The organism is Ruegeria sp. CG4, from assembly GCF_056537185.1.
Window position 1 is genome coordinate 299891 of sequence record NZ_JBQFRB010000005.1, and the last position, 19827, is coordinate 319717.

The 19827-nt window shown below is 57.0% G+C and carries 21 protein-coding genes; 7 read left to right on the forward strand and 14 right to left on the reverse strand.

Annotated features, from left to right (window positions below; genetic code table 11):
• Nucleotides 1-75: 75 nt before the first annotated feature.
• The 3 genes from ccrA (at nt 76) to ACR0J2_RS15445 (ending at nt 2443) form a co-directional block, all read left to right on the forward strand.
• A complete protein-coding gene (gene ccrA / locus ACR0J2_RS15435; RefSeq protein ID WP_170614424.1) occupies nt 76-1362 on the forward strand; it encodes a crotonyl-CoA carboxylase/reductase in 1287 nt (428 codons plus the stop codon).
• 204 nt (nt 1363-1566) lie between these two features.
• The gene (locus ACR0J2_RS15440; protein ID WP_170614121.1) at nt 1567-1785 is read left to right on the forward strand and encodes a hypothetical protein; all 219 of its coding nucleotides are present in this window, start codon (nt 1567-1569) and stop codon (nt 1783-1785) included.
• Nucleotides 1724-2443 (forward strand): LuxR family transcriptional regulator, encoded by a 720-nt coding sequence (locus tag ACR0J2_RS15445; RefSeq protein WP_170614425.1) that lies wholly within the window; start codon nt 1724-1726, stop codon nt 2441-2443. Before ACR0J2_RS15440 ends, ACR0J2_RS15445 begins: the two co-directional genes overlap by 62 nt.
• A 48-nt stretch (nt 2444-2491) precedes the next feature.
• Here ACR0J2_RS15445 and ACR0J2_RS15450 read toward each other — a convergent pair whose 3' ends face one another.
• The 3 genes from ACR0J2_RS15450 to ACR0J2_RS15460 form a co-directional block, all read right to left on the reverse strand.
• Nucleotides 2492-2911 carry an excalibur calcium-binding domain-containing protein gene (locus ACR0J2_RS15450; RefSeq protein ID WP_480813116.1) on the reverse strand — a complete coding sequence of 140 codons (420 nt, stop codon included), beginning with the start codon at nt 2909-2911 and terminating at the stop codon, nt 2492-2494.
• Nucleotides 2912-2983: 72 nt separating this feature from the next.
• A complete protein-coding gene (locus ACR0J2_RS15455; RefSeq protein ID WP_170614427.1) occupies nt 2984-3391 on the reverse strand; it encodes a universal stress protein in 408 nt (135 codons plus the stop codon).
• Nucleotides 3392-3461: 70 nt separating this feature from the next.
• Nucleotides 3462-3782: an antibiotic biosynthesis monooxygenase family protein gene (locus ACR0J2_RS15460; protein WP_170614428.1), complete on the reverse strand. Its 321-nt coding sequence runs from the start codon at nt 3780-3782 to the stop codon at nt 3462-3464.
• 141 nt (nt 3783-3923) lie between these two features.
• Between ACR0J2_RS15460 and ACR0J2_RS15465 the strand changes: the two genes are divergently transcribed.
• The gene (locus ACR0J2_RS15465; RefSeq protein WP_480813117.1) at nt 3924-4586 is read left to right on the forward strand and encodes a hypothetical protein; all 663 of its coding nucleotides are present in this window, start codon (nt 3924-3926) and stop codon (nt 4584-4586) included.
• Between the two features lie 43 nt (nt 4587-4629).
• Here the strand turns inward: ACR0J2_RS15465 and ACR0J2_RS15470 are convergent, their stop codons facing one another.
• The 3 genes from ACR0J2_RS15470 to ACR0J2_RS15480 all read right to left on the reverse strand — a co-directional run bounded on the left by ACR0J2_RS15470 (nt 4630) and on the right by ACR0J2_RS15480 (nt 9080).
• Nucleotides 4630-6918, reverse strand: coding sequence for a glycosyl hydrolase family 28-related protein (locus ACR0J2_RS15470; protein WP_480813118.1), 2289 nt, complete (start codon nt 6916-6918; stop codon nt 4630-4632).
• A 137-nt stretch (nt 6919-7055) separates the two neighbouring features.
• Nucleotides 7056-7457 (reverse strand): DUF4864 domain-containing protein, encoded by a 402-nt coding sequence (locus ACR0J2_RS15475; protein ID WP_480813119.1) that lies wholly within the window; start codon nt 7455-7457, stop codon nt 7056-7058.
• 48 nt (nt 7458-7505) lie between these two features.
• Nucleotides 7506-9080 carry a lysine--tRNA ligase gene (locus tag ACR0J2_RS15480; RefSeq protein WP_480813120.1) on the reverse strand — a complete coding sequence of 525 codons (1575 nt, stop codon included), beginning with the start codon at nt 9078-9080 and terminating at the stop codon, nt 7506-7508.
• A 239-nt stretch (nt 9081-9319) separates the two neighbouring features.
• On the opposite strand from ACR0J2_RS15480, the gene ACR0J2_RS15485 reads away from it, so the two are divergent.
• Nucleotides 9320-9727 carry a hypothetical protein gene (locus tag ACR0J2_RS15485; RefSeq protein ID WP_170679731.1) on the forward strand — a complete coding sequence of 136 codons (408 nt, stop codon included), beginning with the start codon at nt 9320-9322 and terminating at the stop codon, nt 9725-9727.
• Between the two features lie 10 nt (nt 9728-9737).
• Here the strand turns inward: ACR0J2_RS15485 and hemF are convergent, their stop codons facing one another.
• From hemF to clpS, 4 genes are read right to left on the reverse strand one after another with little or no spacing between them, the layout of a single operon-like run.
• Complete coding sequence (gene hemF, locus ACR0J2_RS15490; RefSeq protein ID WP_480813121.1) at nt 9738-10622, reverse strand: oxygen-dependent coproporphyrinogen oxidase; 885 nt, start codon at nt 10620-10622, stop codon at nt 9738-9740.
• 5 nt (nt 10623-10627) lie between these two features.
• On the reverse strand, nt 10628-11428 hold the full coding sequence (locus tag ACR0J2_RS15495; RefSeq protein ID WP_170614435.1) for an SDR family NAD(P)-dependent oxidoreductase: 801 nt from the start codon (nt 11426-11428) through the stop codon (nt 10628-10630).
• Nucleotides 11429-11465: 37 nt separating this feature from the next.
• The gene (locus ACR0J2_RS15500) at nt 11466-12431 is read right to left on the reverse strand and encodes a class I SAM-dependent methyltransferase (protein WP_480813122.1); all 966 of its coding nucleotides are present in this window, start codon (nt 12429-12431) and stop codon (nt 11466-11468) included.
• A 53-nt stretch (nt 12432-12484) separates the two neighbouring features.
• On the reverse strand, nt 12485-12826 hold the full coding sequence (clpS, locus tag ACR0J2_RS15505; protein WP_170614437.1) for an ATP-dependent Clp protease adapter ClpS: 342 nt from the start codon (nt 12824-12826) through the stop codon (nt 12485-12487).
• Between the two features lie 91 nt (nt 12827-12917).
• Here clpS and ACR0J2_RS15510 point away from each other — a divergent pair, with 91 nt between their 5' ends.
• Nucleotides 12918-13619: an HAD family hydrolase gene (locus ACR0J2_RS15510; RefSeq protein ID WP_170614438.1), complete on the forward strand. Its 702-nt coding sequence runs from the start codon at nt 12918-12920 to the stop codon at nt 13617-13619.
• 278 nt (nt 13620-13897) lie between these two features.
• Nucleotides 13898-15298, forward strand: a complete 1401-nt coding sequence (locus ACR0J2_RS15515) for a D-alanyl-D-alanine carboxypeptidase family protein (RefSeq protein ID WP_480491324.1) — start codon at nt 13898-13900, stop codon at nt 15296-15298.
• Between the two features lie 60 nt (nt 15299-15358).
• Here ACR0J2_RS15515 and ACR0J2_RS15520 read toward each other — a convergent pair whose 3' ends face one another.
• From ACR0J2_RS15520 to ACR0J2_RS15535, 4 genes are all read right to left on the reverse strand, one after another.
• Nucleotides 15359-16606, reverse strand: a complete 1248-nt coding sequence (locus ACR0J2_RS15520) for a hypothetical protein (protein WP_480813123.1) — start codon at nt 16604-16606, stop codon at nt 15359-15361.
• A gap of 172 nt (nt 16607-16778) precedes the next feature.
• Nucleotides 16779-17540, reverse strand: a complete 762-nt coding sequence (locus ACR0J2_RS15525) for a LamB/YcsF family protein (RefSeq protein ID WP_480813124.1) — start codon at nt 17538-17540, stop codon at nt 16779-16781.
• A gap of 12 nt (nt 17541-17552) precedes the next feature.
• A complete protein-coding gene (locus ACR0J2_RS15530; RefSeq protein WP_480813125.1) occupies nt 17553-18551 on the reverse strand; it encodes a 5-oxoprolinase subunit C family protein in 999 nt (332 codons plus the stop codon).
• The gene (locus tag ACR0J2_RS15535; protein WP_480813126.1) at nt 18551-19297 is read right to left on the reverse strand and encodes a 5-oxoprolinase subunit B family protein; all 747 of its coding nucleotides are present in this window, start codon (nt 19295-19297) and stop codon (nt 18551-18553) included. Before ACR0J2_RS15535 ends, ACR0J2_RS15530 begins: the two co-directional genes overlap by 1 nt.
• Between the last annotated feature and the right edge of the window lie 530 nt (nt 19298-19827).

Consider the following 19827-nt stretch of genomic DNA (forward strand, 5'->3'; position numbering starts at 1 on the left):
TCGATGGCCAATATTCCATCGGTTAACGGGCGCGATTCTGCGTCGCGGCAAACGAACTGATTAAAGGAGGCCAACATGGCTCTGGACACCGACAGCGGTATCGCGTCGTACGAGGCACCTGAAAAAGACCTCTATGAGATGGGTGAGATCCCTCCGATGGGGTATGTCCCCAAGAAAATGTATGCCTGGGCCATCCGCAAAGAGCGCCATGGCGAGCCTGACACTGCCATGCAGCTGGAAGTGGTTGATGTGCCTGTATTGGACAGCCACGAGGTGCTGGTTCTGGTGATGGCCGCAGGTGTCAACTACAATGGCGTCTGGGCGTCGCTGGGCAAGCCGATCAGCCCGTTTGATGGCCACGGCCAGCCGTTTCACATCGCAGGTTCCGATGCTTCGGGTATCGTCTGGGCCGTGGGCGACAAGGTCACACGCTGGAAAGTCGGCGATGAGGTCGTGATCCACTGCAACCAGGATGACGGTGATGACGAGCACTGCAATGGCGGCGATCCGATGTACTCGCCCAGCCAGCGTATCTGGGGCTATGAGACTCCGGACGGCTCGTTCGCGCAGTTCACCAACGTTCAGGCTCAGCAGCTGATGCCGCGACCCAAGCACCTGACTTGGGAAGAAAGCGCCTGCTACACGCTGACGCTGGCAACCGCATACCGGATGCTGTTCGGTCACGAGCCGCATGACCTGAAGCCGGGTCAGAACGTTCTGGTTTGGGGCGCGTCGGGTGGTCTGGGCTCTTACGCGATCCAGTTGATCAATACAGCCGGCGCGAATGCGATCGGTGTGATATCAGACGAAAGCAAGCGTGACTTTGTCATGGGGCTGGGCGCCAAGGGTGTACTGAACCGCAAGGACTTCAATTGCTGGGGTCAGCTGCCCACCGTGAACACGCCGGAATATGCTGAGTGGTTCAAAGAGGCCCGCAAGTTTGGCAAAGCGATCTGGGACATCACCGGCAAGGGTGTGAACGTCGACATGGTGTTCGAACATCCGGGCGAAAGCACCTTTCCGGTCTCGACATTCGTCGTCAAAAAAGGCGGCATGGTTGTGATCTGTGCCGGCACCACCGGCTATAACCTGACCTTCGACGTGCGTTACATGTGGATGCACCAGAAGCGACTTCAGGGGTCTCACTTCGCGCATCTGAAACAAGCCGCCTCGGCCAACCAGCTGATGGTCGAACGCCGTCTTGATCCCTGCATGTCCGAGGTCTTTTCCTGGAACGAATTGCCTGCTGCGCACATGAAGATGATGCGCAACGAACACAAGCCCGGGAACATGTCCGTTCTGGTGCAGGCACCGAGAACCGGTATGCGCACACTGGAAGAGGTTCTGGACGCGCGCGACTAAGTCCACGAAAGCCAATTTCAGCGCCCGCGAATCACATTTTTGGTTCGCGGGCGTTTCTTATTTTAGAGGGACTTCAATGCTTTCAGAGAGTTGCAATATCGGCCCCCGCTATTTTTGGGGAGTAGAAAGCAGTGAATATGCGAAAAAACACTATGCATGCTATGGTTGTGTTAACCCTTCGTTAACCGTTTCGGAGAGACCCTGATGGCGCAAAATGAGTGGATACTGGACGTATTGTCGGACCTCAACGCCTTTGCTTCGGCAAACGGTTTGACCGCGCTGGCCGAGCAGCTTGACGATACCAGGCTGATCGCAGCGGCCGAAATCGCGTCCATGAAGAATGAGGTGCGGGCGCCGGCGGATGGTCACAAGACTCGATTTGAGCCAGATCCTGGAGGATTTGGAAAACACCAGCACGCTTGATGAGCTAAGCGCTATCGCTGTTCATCTCAGAGACAAGCTGCAGATTGAACACATCATCTATCACTGGGTTGATGGGGCAGGGGACCAATACGGATATACGACCTATCCCGACGCCTGGGCCGAGCGATATCAGGAAAAGAATTATCACCGGATCGACCCGGTCATAATCGGGTGCTTCCAGCGATTTCATCCTGTTGACTGGAAATCACTGGACTGGTCCGGAAAGGTCGCCAAGGCTTTTCTTCTGGACGCGCAGCAGCACGGCGTCGGCAATCAGGGTTACTCCATCCCGATCCGCGGTCCCAACGGCCAGTTTGCTCTGTTTACAGTGAACCATTCCTGCGATGACGAAACCTGGCAGGATTTCATCTCCGAAAATGGACGTGGCCTGATTCTGATTGCCCATTACTTCAACCGCAAGGCGCTGGAGTTTGAGCGTGAGCGGCAACCGGACGCTCCTCGTGCCCTGTCCCCGCGCGAGATTGACGCGATGACCTTGCTTGCGCTGGGCTATAGTCGCGCTCAGGTCGCGCACTCCCTGTCGATTTCGGAACACACGCTGCGTGTCTATATTGAAAGCGCGCGGGCAAAGCTGGGCGCACAGAATACCACCCATGCCATCGCCACGGCCCTCAGCCGGGGACTGATCGTGGTTTGATGGCCTGCGGTTCCGGTTTGTCTTTGTGGATGAGCAGGTGCTCAGCCTTTAGGGCCGGACGAATTTTGCATTACCGACCGAACGCACGCTCGTGGCTGGGGGGCGTTGTTGTGTCTGTCCGGTCGAAGAGGCTTGATTGAGAATCCCGCAGGCGACACCGTCGCCATTTGGATCGTTGCGTTCATGATACCCTGGTTGGCCCCGGACGAATGGTCCCGGGGCAATCTTCAGAACGGTGTCACAGCCCGCCATCGCCACAAGATGAATAATGGCATCGTTTCTTTCGTATTCGGACGTCCGCAGATAGATGTTGACGGCGACCAGTGCAGTTGTCAGGGGCAGGGCCAGAACCATGAACAGAATGCGAATCGGGGACAGAGCCCTTTTGCGCGTCGCATCTGCCCGACGATACCGGTGAGCGGCGCGCGGATTCAGTTCGGGCTCAGGTGGTACGGATCTTTTCAACATTTCGCGCTGATCTTCGCCCGGATTTGTGGCAAAGCTTTGGCCCCGGAATGGCGAATGCTGAAGGACTGAATGTCAGCGTACTACGTGAACCGCGCAGGCCGCATGGCGCACCACATGGTTCGCGGTTGATCCAAGCAACAGATCCTGCATGCCCGGTCGGTGGGAAGCGATGATGATCAGGTCAGGTTTATGCTCCTGCGCCCAATCCAGAATGGTCCGGCCGGAATGCCCTTCGACCACAACGCCCCGCGCGTTGGGAATATTTGCTGCCAGTTTGTCCAACTCGGCCTGAATGGCCCTTCGGGCTTCGGTCAGATATTCTGTCGGCATGTACGAGATCGCGTAGCTTGGAATATGTTCAACGACATGCAGCAGCGTGACCTTTGCTTCGGGGGTCGCCAGAATTTGCGCCAGTTTCAGTGGTCCGGACGTGTCACGTTCGACATCGAACGAAATGGGTACAAGAATGTTGTGATACATGACACGAGCCTCCGTTTCAGGTTTTCAGACTGAACCCAAGTTCAGTTGTGGTCTTTGATTCAGGTCAGGATCAGCCGAATGTTTCCGCGACATCATACATGACCGGTTCGAAACTTTTGCACAGCTCATTGATCTTGCGGTTCCGGTCGCGCATCTCAGGGGTGCGGAGCATGGCAAGGAAGTCTTCTCGGCGTTCCCATTGCGAGTAGTTTGCGATCCGCGTTTGGGCATCGTTGACGTGCAGACCGGCGGATACGAAACCCGGTTGTTTTGAGATGAATTCCGCATAGGCATCCGTCAGCGCCTCAAGCAGGTCCTGACAGGTCCCCGGTGTCATTTCGAATGTGGTGATAACAGTCTGAACGCTTGCGGATTTTGAAATCTGTAGCATCTGGAATCTCCTTTGGCTTTTCTCAGCCTAACACAGGAACTGGAAACGTCTCGTGTTTCGTTTTGTGTCTTCGGGAATTAGTTTCCAGAAAACAAACGAAAAACTAACGATCCGTTAACCATGCTCGGGGAAGGTGCGGTCATGATCCGCATCTTGCTTTTCCTTTTTCTGATGACATTGGCCGGTCCGGTTTTTGCCGGGGCCTGGCTGAGGGAACAGAATACCGGCTTTGTCGCGGCTGCTATCACTGGATTCAGGACCGAGCATGGAGGCTACGAATACAAATCGTCACTTTATGCGGAATTGGGGTTACGGCCCGGCCTGACGATTGGGCTCGACGCCGAGGAGCACCAACACCTTTATGGCCACGCTTTGATTTTCGCCCGTACTCCGGTCGCGGATCTTGGGCGCAAAGGTCGGTTTGCCGCCGAATTTGGTGTCGGCGCACATCACCGGCAAAAAAGCGCGTGGGCCTTGTACAAGGCGACTGTGTCTTACGGAAATGGGTTTGAAAGCGGTTGGGGAAATGGCTGGATCGCGATCGACGCAGCTTTGGAATACCGCACGCACGATGCGCTGTTTCGCAAACTTGATCTGACGGCGGGGCTGTCATCTCAGCGATGGATCAATCCACTGCTGCAGCTTGAAAGCACATATACCCCCGGCCGTCCGGTTTATTGGAGCGCACGGCCGTCAGTGATGATCCGCCGAAAGGGCGGGAACACAACTTGGGTTGTTGGTGCCGAGCGGAATGCCTTCCAAAGCAACGTCGGGATCAAATTTGCCTTGTGGCGCGATTTCTGACGCGGCGGGAGTTGGCCGTCCTCCAGGGACGGCCATGTCGGCCTCAGCTGTCCATGCGTAGGGTAACGGATACTTCGCCGCTAAGTTGCTCTGGCCAGCGGAGGATCACGTCGCGAGCGCCAAAACCCTGTTCGAGCTCGGCATATGGGCTCGCGTGGCTCACACTGCCAAACACCGTTCTCAGGGGACCAAGCGTGGTCACCGCGTCACACCCCCGCGCTTTGCCCGCGAATGGAAGCTTGCCCACCGACAACACACCCCATGCAAAGGATGGCGTCTGTTGCTTGTGCCGCACCCGAACCGGGTTTTCTGAATCCGTCAGCGTTCCGTGGAATGTATTGTGTTGGAACGTGACATTCATGTGCGCGTTATTGTTCAGGTCCGCAAAGCTCGTGTCCACGCGTTCGGCCTTGTAGATACTCCCGCTCGAAGACCGGAACTTGTTTCCGGTGACGATGAAGCCGTTCAGGAAGTGGCCGGGGCCGTGCGGTCGGATAACGATGAAACTGAACCATGACGGCGCCTCGCTACAGTAAAAAATATTGTCTGTGATACTCAGCGCGCTGAAGGAATAGCCGGACGTATAGGTCGGAGCGGCATCCCGTTCATTCGTCCATTCGAAGTAGCAATTGTCGATGTAGTTCTCAGCAATGGTCGAACTGTTGTAAGTGCGCGTCAGGATCAACCCGGCGGTTCGCAACCCCTGCGGAATGCTGTCGCCCTGAAAGAAATGATTGCCCAGAATCAAGTTGTTGGTGCCGCCCAACAGAGCAAAGTGCAGGAACCGGACCGCCCGATTGTGCCGCAGTTTGACATCATTCGCTGTTGCATTGAGGGCGATCGAACGGCGATCGGTAACGTTCAGGGACTCCTCGGCGGACAGGAACTGGCAATTGTCGATCAGCATGCCCTGACAACCGGTTCCGATGGATGTGATCCCCCGATCCATGGGACGGCTGATAAAGCAATTGCTGACCGCAAACGTGCTGCCGGATGGAGCCAGACGAATGGCGCTACATCTGCTGTTGCACTGAAATTCGATTTCTTCCAGGCCGAACTTCCGCAGCGTGTCGAAGCCGCTGAAATCAAGCAGATACTTGAAGCTGGTGAAGATGAAGGTCTGTGTGCCAGCAGCATTGTAAATCGGCGCGTTCAGCGTGATTTCACCGGCACCCTCGTTCTTCGAGCGGACGTAAATCTCGCGCCCGACACCATTGCCCTGAACCAGGGCACCAACCGGAATATTCGCAACGTTGGCGACATTTGTCAGCCGGGTTTGGTCCGCAGGGTTGTAGGTTGCGACCGAGGTGAAGATCTCGGTGTCCCAGGCCGGGCTGCTTTTGACGTCAAACTGACCATTGCGGATCACGCGCCGGGTTGAAAAACCACTTTGCTTGTTGGGAACGGCAGCGGCCATGTCGATGGGCTGGCTGACCGAAATCTTGCGCCCGCCCATATCCAGCGATTCATGATCTGAATTGTTCAGCAAAGCCTGAAACGCTTTTTTGAAAGCAAGCTCTTCATCGCCAAAGGCCGATATATAAGTCGGCAGGTCAAAACCTTGGGTCAGCAACAGCATCTTGTCGTCGGGCATTGTAACGGTGCCCTCAAAATCAACTTCTGACACGATGGTTGTGTTTTCTGCCAGCAAATAAGTACCCTGCGGCACAAACACACGACGGCCCCCCGCCGCCTGATCGGCTGCTTCGAACGCAAGGGAATCATCCACAACCCCATCGCCGACTGCGCCGAAATCCGTGACATCCACGATGCTGATCATGTCGCGCAGAAAAACACTGGTGATGTCGGTGATCTGAAGATCGTCAATGCGCACCACGGCCCCGTTTGGCCCGTCGATATCCAGACCGAAATGTCCATACAGTGCCTGTGCGCCCCACGCCATGTCGACGCCAGCCCGCTGGCCAGTTCCGACAATGGCGGTAATCTCATGAACTGTGCCGTACCCCGACAATTGCGTGGCAGGCCCCTGTTCGACGACACCGGTCACGTGCACGTCGCCGGCACCACCGGCCCACCCTGCGATCCTGACGGTGGGCAGGGGACCACTGAGGGCTTTGACCCGTGCCTTGATCTGCAGGTAACAGCCGGGCAGCATTGGCGTCTGCCCCATATAGCGCAAGTGTTGGGTCGTGCTCACTTTGAGGATTTCAAGACATCCGGCAAAGTTCGGATCCGAGGGCACAAATGCGCCCGTACCCGACCCGGCATATGTCGGAGACCCCGGGGTGCCATCGCCGCTTGACCAGACGCCCAAACCATCTGCGAACTGAGGCGGCGTAAACACGATGCCGTCGGTGATTGCCTTGTTCATTCGAATCCCTTTCCCAAGCGCTGCCGATCAGATTGCGGCGCGCACCAGACCATTGCCCGGGTGAATTCCGGGCGCGTAAGTCTGGATATCGAATGGGGATTAACCGGGTCTCATGTCACCGTGACGGTCGTGTTGCGTCAGGCTGCGGGGTCTGCTTTCCCCAGCAACTGAACCGCGTTGATTTTCCAGCCGTCTTCCTGCTGAACCATCTGATAGTCCAGGATATGGGTTTGGCCGCGACCATCCACGATCAGAACTTTCTGCCACAACGCCCCGGCAATTTCGCGCAGTTCCAGAAACCGCAGGTCCGACGGGCGCCAGACCATCGGATATCCATTGCGAACCATTGCCCCGAAATTTTCGGGGTTTCGGAACAGACGCTGGATATTCGGGCTGGCGAAAGTAAAGGCGGTATCAAAATCATCGACTTTGAACGCCTGAATCTGTGCCGCTATATTTGCCTCGATTTCGGAGCTTTGGGCAAAAACGCCCGTAGCCACTGCGACAGATAACGATAAGGCAAGTAATGAACGACGCATGGGGTCACCTCCTGACGGAAGGGTAGCCCCATGCGGGATCAGGTCAAATCAGGCCAGTTCTCCGGCCAGCGCTTTTTCGATCAGCGCGATGGTTTCAGGCACGCCATAGAGCGCAATGAACCCGCCAAAGCGTGGACCTTGCGACGCACCCAGCAGCACCTCGTAGAGTGCTGTAAACCAGTCGCGCATCGGGTCGAACCGTTCGCGTCCGATGGAATAAACCACAGATTGTAGCGCCTCATCCTCGATAGGCCCGTCATACACTTCAAGCGCGGCTTTCAGCGCCCCCAGTGCTTCACGCTCCTGTTCGGTCGGCGCGCGGTGCTGGCGAGTCGGCTTGACGAAATCATTGAAGTAGCGCACCGCGAAGCCTGCCGCCTGATCCAAGTCGGGATGCGTCTCGGCCGTGGCCTCCGGCGCGTAGCGACGGATAAAGCCCCACAGCGCTTCTTTGTCTTCGGCACCAGACACCGATGCCAGATTCAGCAGCATCGCGAACGGAACCATCAGCGTGGATTCAGGGACATCTCCACCATGGATATGCCAAACGGGGTTGTTCAATTGTGCCTTCAGATCCTGCCCCGGATAAGCGCGCAGCTGTTGATGATACTCATCATAGGCCTTTGGGATCACGTCGAAATGCATCCGTTTCGCCGTCTTGGGCTTCTGATACATGAAATATGCCAGCGACTCTGTCGGTGCGTAGGTCAGCCATTCATCAATCGACACGCCATTGCCGGAGGATTTTGAGATCTTCTGCCCGTTCTCATCCAGAAACAGCTCGTAAGAAAAATGCTCGGGCGCGCGACCACCCAGGGCCCGGCAGATTGCGTCGTAGATTTTCTCGTTGGTGGCATGTTCCTTGCCATACATCTCGAAATCCACACCCAGCGCCGCCCAGCGTGCGCCGAAATCCGGCTTCCACTGCAGTTTGACGTGGCCACCGGTGACAGGAACCGTCCATTCCTTACCAGTCTCATCGTCAAAGGTCACAGTATAGGTCTCGGCGCAGACCTTTTTCATCGGCACATACATCACCCGCCCGCTTTCGGGGTGCAGGGGCAGGAAGATCGAATAGGTCTGCTGGCGCTCTTCCCGGAGGCTTTTGAGCATGATCGCCATGATCTCGTCATAACGCTCGACCGCACGCTTGAGCACTTCGTCAAACTGCCCGGACTCATAAAATTCCTTGGCCGAGTAGAACTCGTACTCGAAACCAAACGTGTCCAGAAACCGCCGCAGCATCGCATTGTTATGCTCGCCGAAGCTGTCATATTCACCAAACGGATCAGGCACCGAGGTCAGCGGGCGCTGCAGATGCTGCTCCAGAATCTCGGGGTTCGGCACATTGGTCGGCACCTTGCGCATTCCGTCCAGATCGTCCGAGAAGCAGATCAGCTTGGTCGGAATATCCGACAACGCTTCGAATGCGCGCTTGACCATCGTGGTCCGCGCGACCTCGCCGAAGGTTCCGATATGCGGCAGACCGGACGGGCCATAGCCGGTTTCGAACAGCACATACCCCTTATCCGGAGCGCCTTTCTGATAGCGTTTGAGCAACCGGCGCGCCTCTTCAAAGGGCCAGGCCTTGGACGACATCGCGGTTTCACGCAGGTCAGACATTTGCTTTGAACTCCATAGGGAAATGCGCAGGTCGCCCGATGCGACCAACCCGGCCTCTCCTATTGTGCCGGTGCAGCATGAGTCAATAAAGGGCGTTCGTTTTCCCGGCAAATTCGAGCCGTCTGCCAAATGCACAGGGGTAAAACACTGAAAAAGGGCAGGCGACCACGGCTTTACTCGACGCGCAGCACAATTATTATTTTATATCGGATAACTTGGGTTACACGGAGGCGATCAAGATGCGGATTGCAAAGACTGCGGCTCTGGCGATGTTGATCGTCATACCGGGGATAGCACAGGCGGTCGGTTTTGGCATTGCCGTGCGGCCCGCGTTTCGGACCACGGTGACGCCGCTGCCAAACGGTGTCTACGAGGTTGCCGCGATCGGCACTTCTGCCCCGGTGGCGTACTGGTGCGGCATAGGGGATTATGCAATCCGGACGCTGAGAACCAAATCCAACCAACGCATATATATTGCCGGCGCCTATGTGCCCAAAGCAAGGACTGTACAGTTCTCGCTGACTCCGCCCGAGGGTGCCGATACCAGCCCGGGCTATTCCGTCACCGTCAAACGGGTAGGCGCGAACATGACGGCGGCCTCAGCACAGGACTATTGCTATGACAATTTCATGGATTTCGGGTTCTGAACGAGATTGATCAGACCCATTTGGCCATAGGCGGCAGGCTCATCAGAACGGCGTCCGGATCGTGCCCGGTTTCCAGTCCGAATTTGGTGCCCCGGTCGTAGACCAGATTGTATTCCGCATAAAGCCCGCGATGCACAAGCTGAGCGTTCTTGTGGATGTCATCAAACCCCTGGACCCGACGCCTTTCCACCAATGGCAGGAACGCAGGCAGGAATGCGCGGCCGATGTCCTGCGTCAGGGCAAAATCAGCCTGCCAGTCGCCGGTGCAGTAATCATCCATGAAGATGCCGCCAACCCCGCGTGCCCTTTTCCGGTGGGGGATATAGAAATACTCGTCAGCCCAATCCTTCAGCCGCGGGTAATGTCCTGGCCCGTGCGGGTCCAGATGGGCTTTTTGGGTGGCGTGGAAATGCGCAGTGTCCTCGTCATATTCAATGCAGGGATTCAGGTCTGAACCGCCCCCGAACCACCAGGCATGAGGTGTCCAGAACATCCGCGTGTTCATGTGCACCGCCGGTACGTGTGGGTTTTGCATGTGCGCGACAAGGCTGATGCCTGATGCCCAGAACCTGGGATCTTCAGTCATGCCCGGAATACCCTTGCGGGCTGCCATGGCCTGCTGCGCACGCTCGCCCAGTGATCCGTACACGGTCGAGACGTTGACACCGACTTTTTCAAAAACGCGCCCACCGCGCAGGACCGACATCAACCCGCCACCTGCGTCCGATCCATCCTCTGATTGCCGCGTGGTTTGTTTGACTTCAAAACGTCCGGCTGCGGCGTCCGAAAACGGCCCGGTCTCATGTGTATCCTCCAGAGACTCGAACGCATCAACGATTTCATCACGCAATTGGCGGAACCATGCGGCAGCGGCGGATTTTTCGTTTTCGAACATTTGTCTCAGTGCGCTGGAGCGGCGACCGGATCCAGCAGGGTTCGGCCTCCGTCGATTGTCATGATCTGACCAGTAATGAAGCCGGCCGCATCAGAGGCCAGAAACTGCGCGGTTTCCGCCAGTTCGTTCGGAGCAGCAATCCGGGCCAAAGGTGTATGTTTTTCAATGTCTTTGCGAAAATCGCGGTTTTCTTTCAGGGTTGATTGCAGTGACGCGCTCATGACCGAGCCCAATGCGATGGAATTGACGCGGATACGGTTCGGCGCCAGTGCAACCGCCAGAGAACGCGTCATCTGATCCAGTGCAGCGGTCGAGACAGAATAGGCCAGCAAATCGGGGTGTGTGCGCCGCGCCGCTATGGAAGACAAGTTGATGATCGAACCCGCAGGGCCATCATCCTGATCTTCGGCCTGTTTCGTCATGCGTTTGGCAACCAGCTGACTGAGCCGCAAGGCAGGCATCAGGTTCTGGTTCAGCAAATCACGGACCGAGTCGTCTTCCGCATCCAGCGGGTCCGTCTGCCGGACCTGTCTTGATCCATTGACCAGAATATCCACCTGATCAAAGGCATCGATGGTTGCGGAAAGCAAATTGGCAATGGTCAGCTTCTCGCGCAGATCGCCTGCGAAATACCGAATGTTGCTGTCATCTGCCTGTTCCCCCAACTCCTCGATCAATCGCTTTTCGTCCATATCCGCGAACATGACGTTTGCACCCGCATCCGCAAAATGACGGCCGATTGCCAGACCGACGCCGCTGGCACCGCCTGTTACGATTGCGGTTTTGCCTGAAATGGAAAACGACATGAGCTTCCTCCGGAGGTTTGGCGCAGGTTAACCGGGATCACCGGCGAGGGCGAGAGGCGTGGAAAACCTTGAAACGGTTGTCACCGGCGACCTCTTCAACTTGCCTGAAACAGTCTGACAACGTGGCCTCATAGGGCAGATGCCGGTTTGCGACGATCCACAGTTCGCCATTGCGGGTCAGGTTGCGGGCTGCCGCTTTGATAAAGTCCTGGCCCAGCGCAGGTTCAGCGCTTCTTCCGGTGTGAAACGGTGGGTTCATTATCACCGTGTCCAAGGGCTCGGGCGCTGTCCACGTCACGGCATCAGCCCAATGAAAACACGCAACTGGCGAAGTCACGTTAGAGCGGGCGCAGGTCAACGCTGTATGCTCGGCCTCGACAAGATGCAGCGTGCGAACTTCGGTTCGTTCCAGCAGTTTGGCCGAAAGAAATCCCCAGCCCGCGCCGAGATCGGCAACCCGAGGCCCCGGATTTTCAGGCAGTACCTGCGCCAGCAATGCCGATGCCGGATCGATACCGTCAGCAGAAAAGACACCGGGGGCTGTTAGATAGCCGTCAGCGTGCTGAACTTCCGGCGCGGCCCAGTCGGAAAAGGTCGATTTGTCGGACTGGAACCAGAAAATCTTGCCATGCGCCTTTGCAATCGGTCCCTCGACAGGCACCCGTTTGCGAACGTCTTTGAGAATGCTGTCAACGCCATTCGTTTTGCTGCCGTCGACGACGATCCTACCGCTGGCACGGTAACACGCCTGATGAATCATGGACCGGGCAAGCGCTTTGGCGCGTGGCAAAAAGACAATTGCGTCCTCGCTCGGTTCCTCAGATGCCGGCGTGACATCGAAACCCAACGTCGCGAAATGGTCGTGGAAGGGTTTGAAGGGCTGAACCACCTGAGTTCCGCGTGGCAGAGCGGAAAGATTGCAATCCGGCGAAGGGCCGATCACGGTCAGCGGCTGCGACAGCACCAGACCGCTTTCCAGAGCAAGATCAATACGTGACGTCATGTGTGATACCGGCAAGAGGTCCGGCTCGGAGCATCAGGCCCGGCCGCTTTTGCTTACTCTTCTCTTTCCATGGTGCATTGCAGGGGGTGTTGGTGCCTGCGGGCGAAATCCATTACCTGTCCCACTTTGGTTTCGGCGATCTCGTGGCTGAAGACACCCACGACGGCAACACCCTTCTTATGGACCGTCAGCATGATCTCGAACGCCTGCGCATGGGTCATCCCGAAGAATCGCTCCAGTACATGCACCACAAATTCCATCGGCGTGTAGTCGTCGTTCAGCAGCAGAACCTTGTATAATGGCGGACGCTTGGTCTTGGGGCGTGTCTGCACAAGGACCGACGAGTTCGCATCGTCGTCCGATTGGTCAGACATCATCCATTGGTAATGCAGCATCGCGTGTAACAATTCGATTCAGGCTTCGGTTTATCTGAGCGCTTATATAACGTCGTTGGCGTCAGAGGAAAGAGCAAGCGGACGTATCGGAATGCATGAAAAACTGACCACCATCGGCTTCGATGCAGACGACACATTGTGGCACAACGAGCGATTCTTTCAGCTCACCCAAGCCCATTTCGCGGATCTGCTGGCCGATCACGCGGACCGCGATCACTTGATGGATCGCCTGTTGGCTGCCGAAAAGCGGAATATCCGGCACTACGGATACGGTATCAAGGGCTTTACCCTGTCCATGATCGAAACTGCGATCGAAGTGACAGAGGATCGGGTGCCCGCATCCGTCATTCGGCAGCTTGTCAATGCGGGGCAGGAGATGCTGGCCCACCCGATCGAGCTTTTGCCGCATGCGCAGGCCGCCATCGAAGGTGTATGTGAAACCCACCGTGTGGTTCTGATCACAAAGGGAGATCTGATCGATCAGGAAAGGAAACTGGCACAGTCGGGATTGGGCGATCTGTTTGATCACGTGGAAATTGTCTCGGAAAAGACACCGGAGGTTTATCGCGGGATTTTCGAACAGCATGGCGATGGTCCGCTGGCTTCCATGATGGTCGGCAACTCGATGCGGTCGGATGTCGTTGCGCCTATTCAGGCCGGCGCATGGGGCGTTCATGTACCGCACGGGCTGGTTTGGGAAGTCGAGCAGGCAGAAACCCCCAGCGACAATCCGCGATTCCACGAGCTTGCGGATCTGGGCGATCTGGTCGATCTCGTCAGGGGACTGACCTGATGTTGCAAATAGGTCTCAGTTTCATAAATTCTTGATCTACCGTGACCAAACCCGAGTCCGGGGTGTGCATCTAGTGGGCGGATTTGGTCGCGCCGCTACATATTGGGGTTTTGTTAGGCGTCACGAATGGGCGAATTGCACAGCTTTCGGTTTATTTAGCGACAGCCCTGTGCTAGCCTTGGTGCCAACAAAATAAATGAAGCCGACCGGGAAAACCCGGCGGTGCGAGGCAGACAGAGGCAAAGATCGTGCAGATTCGGCGGACAGTTCCAGCCCGAATGGGCTTTTTCCTTACAGCACTGTTGTGGTTACTTGTTTTTGTGCCATTGCAGGCCATCGCAGCGCCCTACGCGGCGATGGTGATTGATGCGCGCACCGGCGAGGTTCTTCATTCGCGCAATGCCGATACGCGCCTTCACCCGGCCTCTCTGACCAAGATGATGACGCTGTACATTGCGTTCGAGGCTGTGCGTAACGGTGAAATCACGCTGGATACGCCGGTTCGGATCACCAGCAAGGCTGCTTCCGAGCCGCCTTCAAAACTGGGCCTGCGGACCGGACAAACCATCGCGTTTCGCTATCTGATCCGCGCAGCCGCAGTAAAATCGGCCAATGATGCGGCCACGGCCATCGGGATTACTCTCAGCGGGTCCGAGGCAGCCTTTGCCCGCCGCATGACGCGGACGGCCAAGGCGATGGGGATGAGCCGCACGACCTTCAAGAACGCGCATGGCTTGACCGAGTCGGGTCATTTGTCGACAGCCCGCGACATGACAACGCTGGGGCGCCATCTGCTTTATGATTATCCGCAGTACTATAACCTGTTTTCGCGTCAGTCGACGCATGCGGGCATTAAGACCGTGCCCAACACCAACCGCCGGTTGCTGGCTGCGTACAAAGGCGCGGACGGGATCAAAACCGGATACACACGGGCTGCGGGCTTCAACCTCGTTGCATCGGCCAAGCGCAAGGATGAACGGATCATTGCAACTGTCTTTGGCGGCAAGTCGGGCGCGTCGCGCAACGCCAAGGTGGCCGAACTGCTAGACATGGGTTTCCGCCGGGCTCCGTCGCGCGCGCCAATTCGCAAACCCGCACGTCCAGCCTATGCAGGAAACGCCGGGCTGGGCAGCGCTACGCAGGTCGCCAGCCTTGTAGGCGCGCCGGAAAAAAGCCTGCGACCGGTCCTTCGCCCAACCGCTGGTGGTGCGGTGCAGGTGGCAGGAACCGTCGCCGAAACAGCAGCCGAGAACGGAGAGCGTATTCAGGACGGGATAGCGGCAGCGATTGCGGCGGCAGATATCGCGCCGACCGCACCTCCTGTCGAAAATTCGGACACGCGTCCGGCGCTTCGCCCGGACAATCTGGTTTTGGCGTCGGCCGAACCTGCAAAGGAGCCAGAGCCCGAGCAGGAGGTCGTTACCCGCCTGTCTACGTCAGGTGGGCACCTTTGGGGCGTGAACGTGGGACGCTACACAACCCGGTATGAAGCTGAGAAGATTCTGTTGAAAACGGCGCTGTCGGAGATGACCACGCTGGAAGGCACTTTGCGCAAGGTGAACCAAAGCTCGCGCGGGTTTGACGCCACCTTTCAGGGCATGACCCGCGAACAGGCCGATCTGGCCTGCCGCCGCCTGCAGGCGCGCAATGTCACTTGTTTCATGATCGGGCCATCATAAGGCCCGGCATATTCTCTCCTGGATGGGTCTGGGCTGCGAGTTCCCCTCGCAGCCTTTTTTTCAGTCGAATACGTGGCCGTGTTCGTATTGTTCATCCTGACCGGCGGCGGCTGTCAGGGCGGCGACGTTGTCCTTGGTGAAGAACCCGTCATACTTGTGGCAGCGTTCGATATACTCGGTGATCAGCAATGTATTCTTCGAGTGTTTCGAGAAGATCTGTTTAAGGTTTGGGTCGTCTTTGCATTCGCCCACCACATGGGCCAGAAACGGTACGCCCTTGTCCTTGAGAGTGTTCACCACGAAATCGACGTTCTTTTCACCCGCGCCGTGATCGCCATCCAATATTTCGACGGCCATGTGATGCAGGCGGCGTCCGAAATTGCGGACAAAATCCTCGGTCGGCATCGGCAGCTTGGCAAATGAGTTCACGAATGAAGGTGTGTTGTTGGCTGTGAACACCTTGGCAGGCGATTTCTTGTCGTCATCGACATTGGCGTTCCGGTTCACGTTCGTAGACGAGTTCATGTCAAAGATGTTGTACGCCCCCCAGAAATAGTAGGGAACCATGGTCAGGAACTCGAGGATCGCATCTTCCCGCTCACCGGCCAAAACGCGGGTGGCGAGATGATCGAACCCCAGCATCAAGGGACCGATCTTGGTGTCTTCCGCAAAGGTCGCCGCTTCGTGCAGCCGCCGCTTCTCGGCGTCGCTCAGCAAGACGCGGTCGCCCAGGCCAAGGCTGTCGGGATCATTGAAATCATGTGAGGAATAGCCGACCCGGTTGCAGGTGAAATCCGACGGGGTGGTAAAGCGGAATCCATCCAGCGTGTAAAACGGGTTCTCGGTATCACCGCTATATTCAAATCGGATGTTCTGATCTTCCAGCGTTTTGCTCAGATCATTCAGGTCCGAGGCGGCGAATACCTCACCCACGTAGCGGGTTTGCGGTGTTTTGCGCGCCAGAGGGTACATGCGGTTGATGCGGGGTATGAAATCCTCGAACGTGTCGCTCAGCGGGGCCATGATGATCAGCGACGGATATTCGGGATGAGAGTGCATTACCGCGAATTTGTGCGTCGCCCCAAGATAGCTTGCCGAGTGGCGATACGGCGTCATCACGTAAAGTTCGACCATCGTGTCGAACAACGCATTCGGTTCGACCTGAATGACAATCGCCCGCATTGGTCCGACCTGATCAGCAATTCCGGAACTGGTCCGCCGCTCATAAATCTTTGGCAGATACTCAGCGAAAAATTCGGAATTCTTCTTGTCGCCTCGGGGTTGATACGACATCAGGTCGAAAGACATTTGTGTGCCTCCTTGCGAGAAAACAGGCTGCGACAGGATTGGCCGGACCAACCATCGCGAATTACGTTGTTTTTATTACAGTATTCAGAACATGCACTTGCGCACATGCTAGGGGCTGACCGGCAATCGGGCAACAGTAAGATATTGGGGGCAGATGGTTGCGAAGACCTGTCTATCTGGTGAATTTTGTGACCTCGACCCCGCCGTCAATCAGGTTCTGACGTACCGAGCGGGCGATCTGAACAGCGGTCGGTCCGTCGCCGTGCAAACAGATCGTGTCGATCGAAGTTTCCAGCCGCTTCCCGCTTTCGGTGATTATGGCACCTTCCCGGACCATGTTCAGAATACGGGGCCCGGCGATGTCGGCGTCGTGAATGACGGCACCGGGCAGGCTGCGGTCGACCAGGGTGCCATCATCGTTGTAAGCGCGATCGGCGAAGATCTCGCCCACCCAGTTGCAGCCCAGTTCGCGCACGGCTTCTTCCTGCCGGGTTACTGCCAGAACCATTATGATGATGTCCGGGTCCACGTCCAAGGCACCCTGATAGCAAGCCCGCGCCATGTCTAGATCGACCGAGCACATGTTGGCCAACGCGCCGTGTAGCTTCAGGTGGCGTACATGGGTCCCCACTGCTTTCGCCACCCCAATGGCGGCGCCCAATTGATACCGCACCAGATTGCGCAGGCTGGCATGCGGCACTTTCATGTTGCGCCGTCCGAAGCCCTGAAGGTCCGGGAAGCCGGGATGAGCGCCAATGCCGACGTCATTTTCAGCGGCAGTGGCCATTGCTTTCGCCATCACATCCGGATCGCCCGCGTGAAAGCCGCAGGCTATATTGGCCGAGGTGATGATCTTTAGAAGGTTCTCGTCGTCCCCCATTTTCCAGGGCCCAAAGCTTTCACCCATATCGGCATTCAGATCGACGCGGGGCATCGGCATATCTCCTTAGTCGGTGGCAGAGACTACTCCGCCGATCAATTGATAAGACAACAGGTCGGCGATGTCATGCGGATCGCGCACAAGTGCCTCGACACGGCCCGGCAGGCGCGCAAGTTCAGATTGGTAAGCGGCATGCAGGTTCAGGGCCTCGTCCATGGTGACAAACGAAAACCGAATCTTTCCACCCGCCGGGGTCTGCGCAGCGCGCGGCAAATCGCATGGTAGAACGGTAGCGATACGCGGGTAACCTCCGGTGGTCTGGCACTCGGGCAGCAGAATGAACGGGTTTCCAGTGCCGGTCATCTGGATGTCGCCGGGCGTAATGACCTCGGACAGAATATTGAGCTGGCCTATGGCGGCAAAGCCGTCGCCATCACTCTCCAGTTGCATGCCCATCCGATTCGCCCGCGCGCCCCGCCGGAACTCGGTGGCGGCAAAGCGATCAAGGGTTGCATTGTCAAAGAGAGGGGTCTGAAAACTTCTGACAACGCGCAGTACGCCACCCGAAAACCGATCATCGGGGCGCAGTTTCATCCCAGTATTGCCGTTGTCAGATCCAGCGAGCAAAACATCGCCAGGCTGCAATGGTTGCCCGATCCTGGCGGTCAGGTGGGTCGAGTGGGACCCAAGAAAAACCTCGGCATCAACGCCACCACCCAGATGCAGGTAGCCATAGTTGCCTTGAAGCGCCGCCCCGATCACCAATCGCTGCCCGGTCTCCAAACTGTGCGAGGCGTGCCACGCGACGGCGCTGCCATCAATGCTGGCCTGCATCGGTGCACCGGTCAAAGCGATGCGAATGGTCCGGGTGGCTTCGAACTCTCCTCCGGTCCCCGCCAATTCCAAAGCTGCACATTCCGGGCCTTGCCCCAACAGGGCCGCGCCTTCGTGCAATGCAAGAGTATCGGCGGCTCCTGACCTTGAAAGACCTTGATCCAGATAGCCAGAGCGTCCCTGATCCTGGAGCGTGCAAGACGGGCCAATGCGATGGACGATCAGACTCATCAGACAATCTCCTGACAGGTCGCGCCACCTGTGCCGTCACTGTTTGTTGCCTGAATATGTTCCAACTCATCTCGCGAGACGGGTTCGAATTGCATTTCGTCCCCAGGATTCAATGCAAAGCACGGATCGCTCTCGGGCCGGAAACAGCGAAATGCGGTCTGCCCCACATGCCGCCATCCGGTCGGAGTTGGGCCGGAGAACAGCACGAACTGCGAGATTGCCAGAACCAAAGCTCCTTCTGGCACCATCGGGTTCAAATCCTTCAGTCTGGGAATATTGAACTCCGGGCCCAATGGCCCGAGATATGGCTGCCCCGGTGCAAAGCCAATTGTCAGCACACGAACCCGGGACAAGCCAAGCCGATGAATCGCTTCACTTGCTGTCAGCCCGGCCGCCCTGGCGGCGTCCTCCAGCTGGGGTGCCAGTTCCGTGCCAAATACCGTTGGCACTCGCCACAGCTTGCGGCCCGAAGGCAAAGCAGCGTTGTACCAGTCGCGCTGTTTCAGAAGCGCTTGGACGCGACCCTCCAACTCACGATAGTGCAGGCGTGACGGATCGAACCGGATGTAGACCGATGCAAGAGAGGTCGATGTTTCGCACACACCTTCCCAGTTCCGGTTTTCAACTTCTGTCCGAAACGCCAGCGCTGCACGATTTGACCGTTCTGTCATGGTATCGGCGTAGGTCACCAAGATACCGTCAAGACCGACGGTCCGAACCATTGGGAAAGGATCAACGGTATTCATGTTTTGCCATAGCCGGTACAGTTTCAGTCGCCCGGGAACCTGACCGCATCTGACGTACGGGCGCAAGTGTTTGGCTGGATGTATCTCCGGTTATCGACTGCGGACAAACGGGTGGGGGAAATCGATCCTCAAGGTGCCTTGTTGTGTGAATCGTATCGCCAAACTTGGCGATTCAGACCCGGATAGCCCGGCGACTCGCCCAATCCGAGTCGTGGCTTCTTGTGTAGCGTATCCACGTAGCCTCTATATATTGTGTGCGGGTGCTGGTCCCCGTACGATTCCAACAAAGGGTTCCGCCTGCTAACCGTGATGAGGGTATGGATTCTAGGGCAGTATGGCATGTTATGATATTGATATTATTTCAGAAAATCGATCTTCGCAAAAAATTTCCGCAGAACGTGTTTTTTCGCTTGCGGCTGATAAGTGTTATGCTTAGAACCCCCTTCACCGGCGCTGCTGAGGCGGTGCTGACGGGTCGGGGAGACGGCCTGACGGACTGGAAAGACGGTTGAGACGCTCGGGAGAGACCG

Excerpts from the sequence above, each read along its gene's own strand:
- ACR0J2_RS15470 (WP_480813118.1), bottom strand. The coding sequence starts at position 6,918 with ATGAACAAGGCAATCACCGACGGCATCGTGTTTACGCCGCCTCAGTTC.
- ACR0J2_RS15480 (WP_480813120.1), bottom strand. The coding sequence starts at position 9,080 with ATGTCTGACCTGCGTGAAACCGCGATGTCGTCCAAGGCCTGGCCCTTT.
- ACR0J2_RS15520 (WP_480813123.1), bottom strand. The coding sequence starts at position 16,606 with ATGTCTTTCGACCTGATGTCGTATCAACCCCGAGGCGACAAGAAGAAT.
- ACR0J2_RS15495 (WP_170614435.1), bottom strand. The coding sequence starts at position 11,428 with ATGTCGTTTTCCATTTCAGGCAAAACCGCAATCGTAACAGGCGGTGCC.
- ACR0J2_RS15485 (WP_170679731.1), top strand. The coding sequence starts at position 9,320 with ATGCGGATTGCAAAGACTGCGGCTCTGGCGATGTTGATCGTCATACCG.
- ACR0J2_RS15465 (WP_480813117.1), top strand. The coding sequence starts at position 3,924 with ATGATCCGCATCTTGCTTTTCCTTTTTCTGATGACATTGGCCGGTCCG.
- ACR0J2_RS15475 (WP_480813119.1), bottom strand. The coding sequence starts at position 7,457 with ATGCGTCGTTCATTACTTGCCTTATCGTTATCTGTCGCAGTGGCTACG.
- ACR0J2_RS15445 (WP_170614425.1), top strand. The coding sequence starts at position 1,724 with ATGGTCACAAGACTCGATTTGAGCCAGATCCTGGAGGATTTGGAAAAC.
- ACR0J2_RS15525 (WP_480813124.1), bottom strand. The coding sequence starts at position 17,540 with ATGCCCCGCGTCGATCTGAATGCCGATATGGGTGAAAGCTTTGGGCCC.
- ACR0J2_RS15500 (WP_480813122.1), bottom strand. The coding sequence starts at position 12,431 with ATGACGTCACGTATTGATCTTGCTCTGGAAAGCGGTCTGGTGCTGTCG.
- ACR0J2_RS15535 (WP_480813126.1), bottom strand. The coding sequence starts at position 19,297 with ATGAATACCGTTGATCCTTTCCCAATGGTTCGGACCGTCGGTCTTGAC.
- ACR0J2_RS15455 (WP_170614427.1), bottom strand. The coding sequence starts at position 3,391 with ATGTATCACAACATTCTTGTACCCATTTCGTTCGATGTCGAACGTGAC.
- ACR0J2_RS15440 (WP_170614121.1), top strand. The coding sequence starts at position 1,567 with ATGGCGCAAAATGAGTGGATACTGGACGTATTGTCGGACCTCAACGCC.
- hemF (WP_480813121.1), bottom strand. The coding sequence starts at position 10,622 with ATGTTCGAAAACGAAAAATCCGCCGCTGCCGCATGGTTCCGCCAATTG.
- clpS (WP_170614437.1), bottom strand. The coding sequence starts at position 12,826 with ATGCTGCATTACCAATGGATGATGTCTGACCAATCGGACGACGATGCG.
- ACR0J2_RS15460 (WP_170614428.1), bottom strand. The coding sequence starts at position 3,782 with ATGCTACAGATTTCAAAATCCGCAAGCGTTCAGACTGTTATCACCACA.
- ACR0J2_RS15450 (WP_480813116.1), bottom strand. The coding sequence starts at position 2,911 with ATGTTGAAAAGATCCGTACCACCTGAGCCCGAACTGAATCCGCGCGCC.
- ACR0J2_RS15530 (WP_480813125.1), bottom strand. The coding sequence starts at position 18,551 with ATGAGTCTGATCGTCCATCGCATTGGCCCGTCTTGCACGCTCCAGGAT.
- ACR0J2_RS15510 (WP_170614438.1), top strand. The coding sequence starts at position 12,918 with ATGCATGAAAAACTGACCACCATCGGCTTCGATGCAGACGACACATTG.
- ccrA (WP_170614424.1), top strand. The coding sequence starts at position 76 with ATGGCTCTGGACACCGACAGCGGTATCGCGTCGTACGAGGCACCTGAA.
- ACR0J2_RS15515 (WP_480491324.1), top strand. The coding sequence starts at position 13,898 with ATGGGCTTTTTCCTTACAGCACTGTTGTGGTTACTTGTTTTTGTGCCA.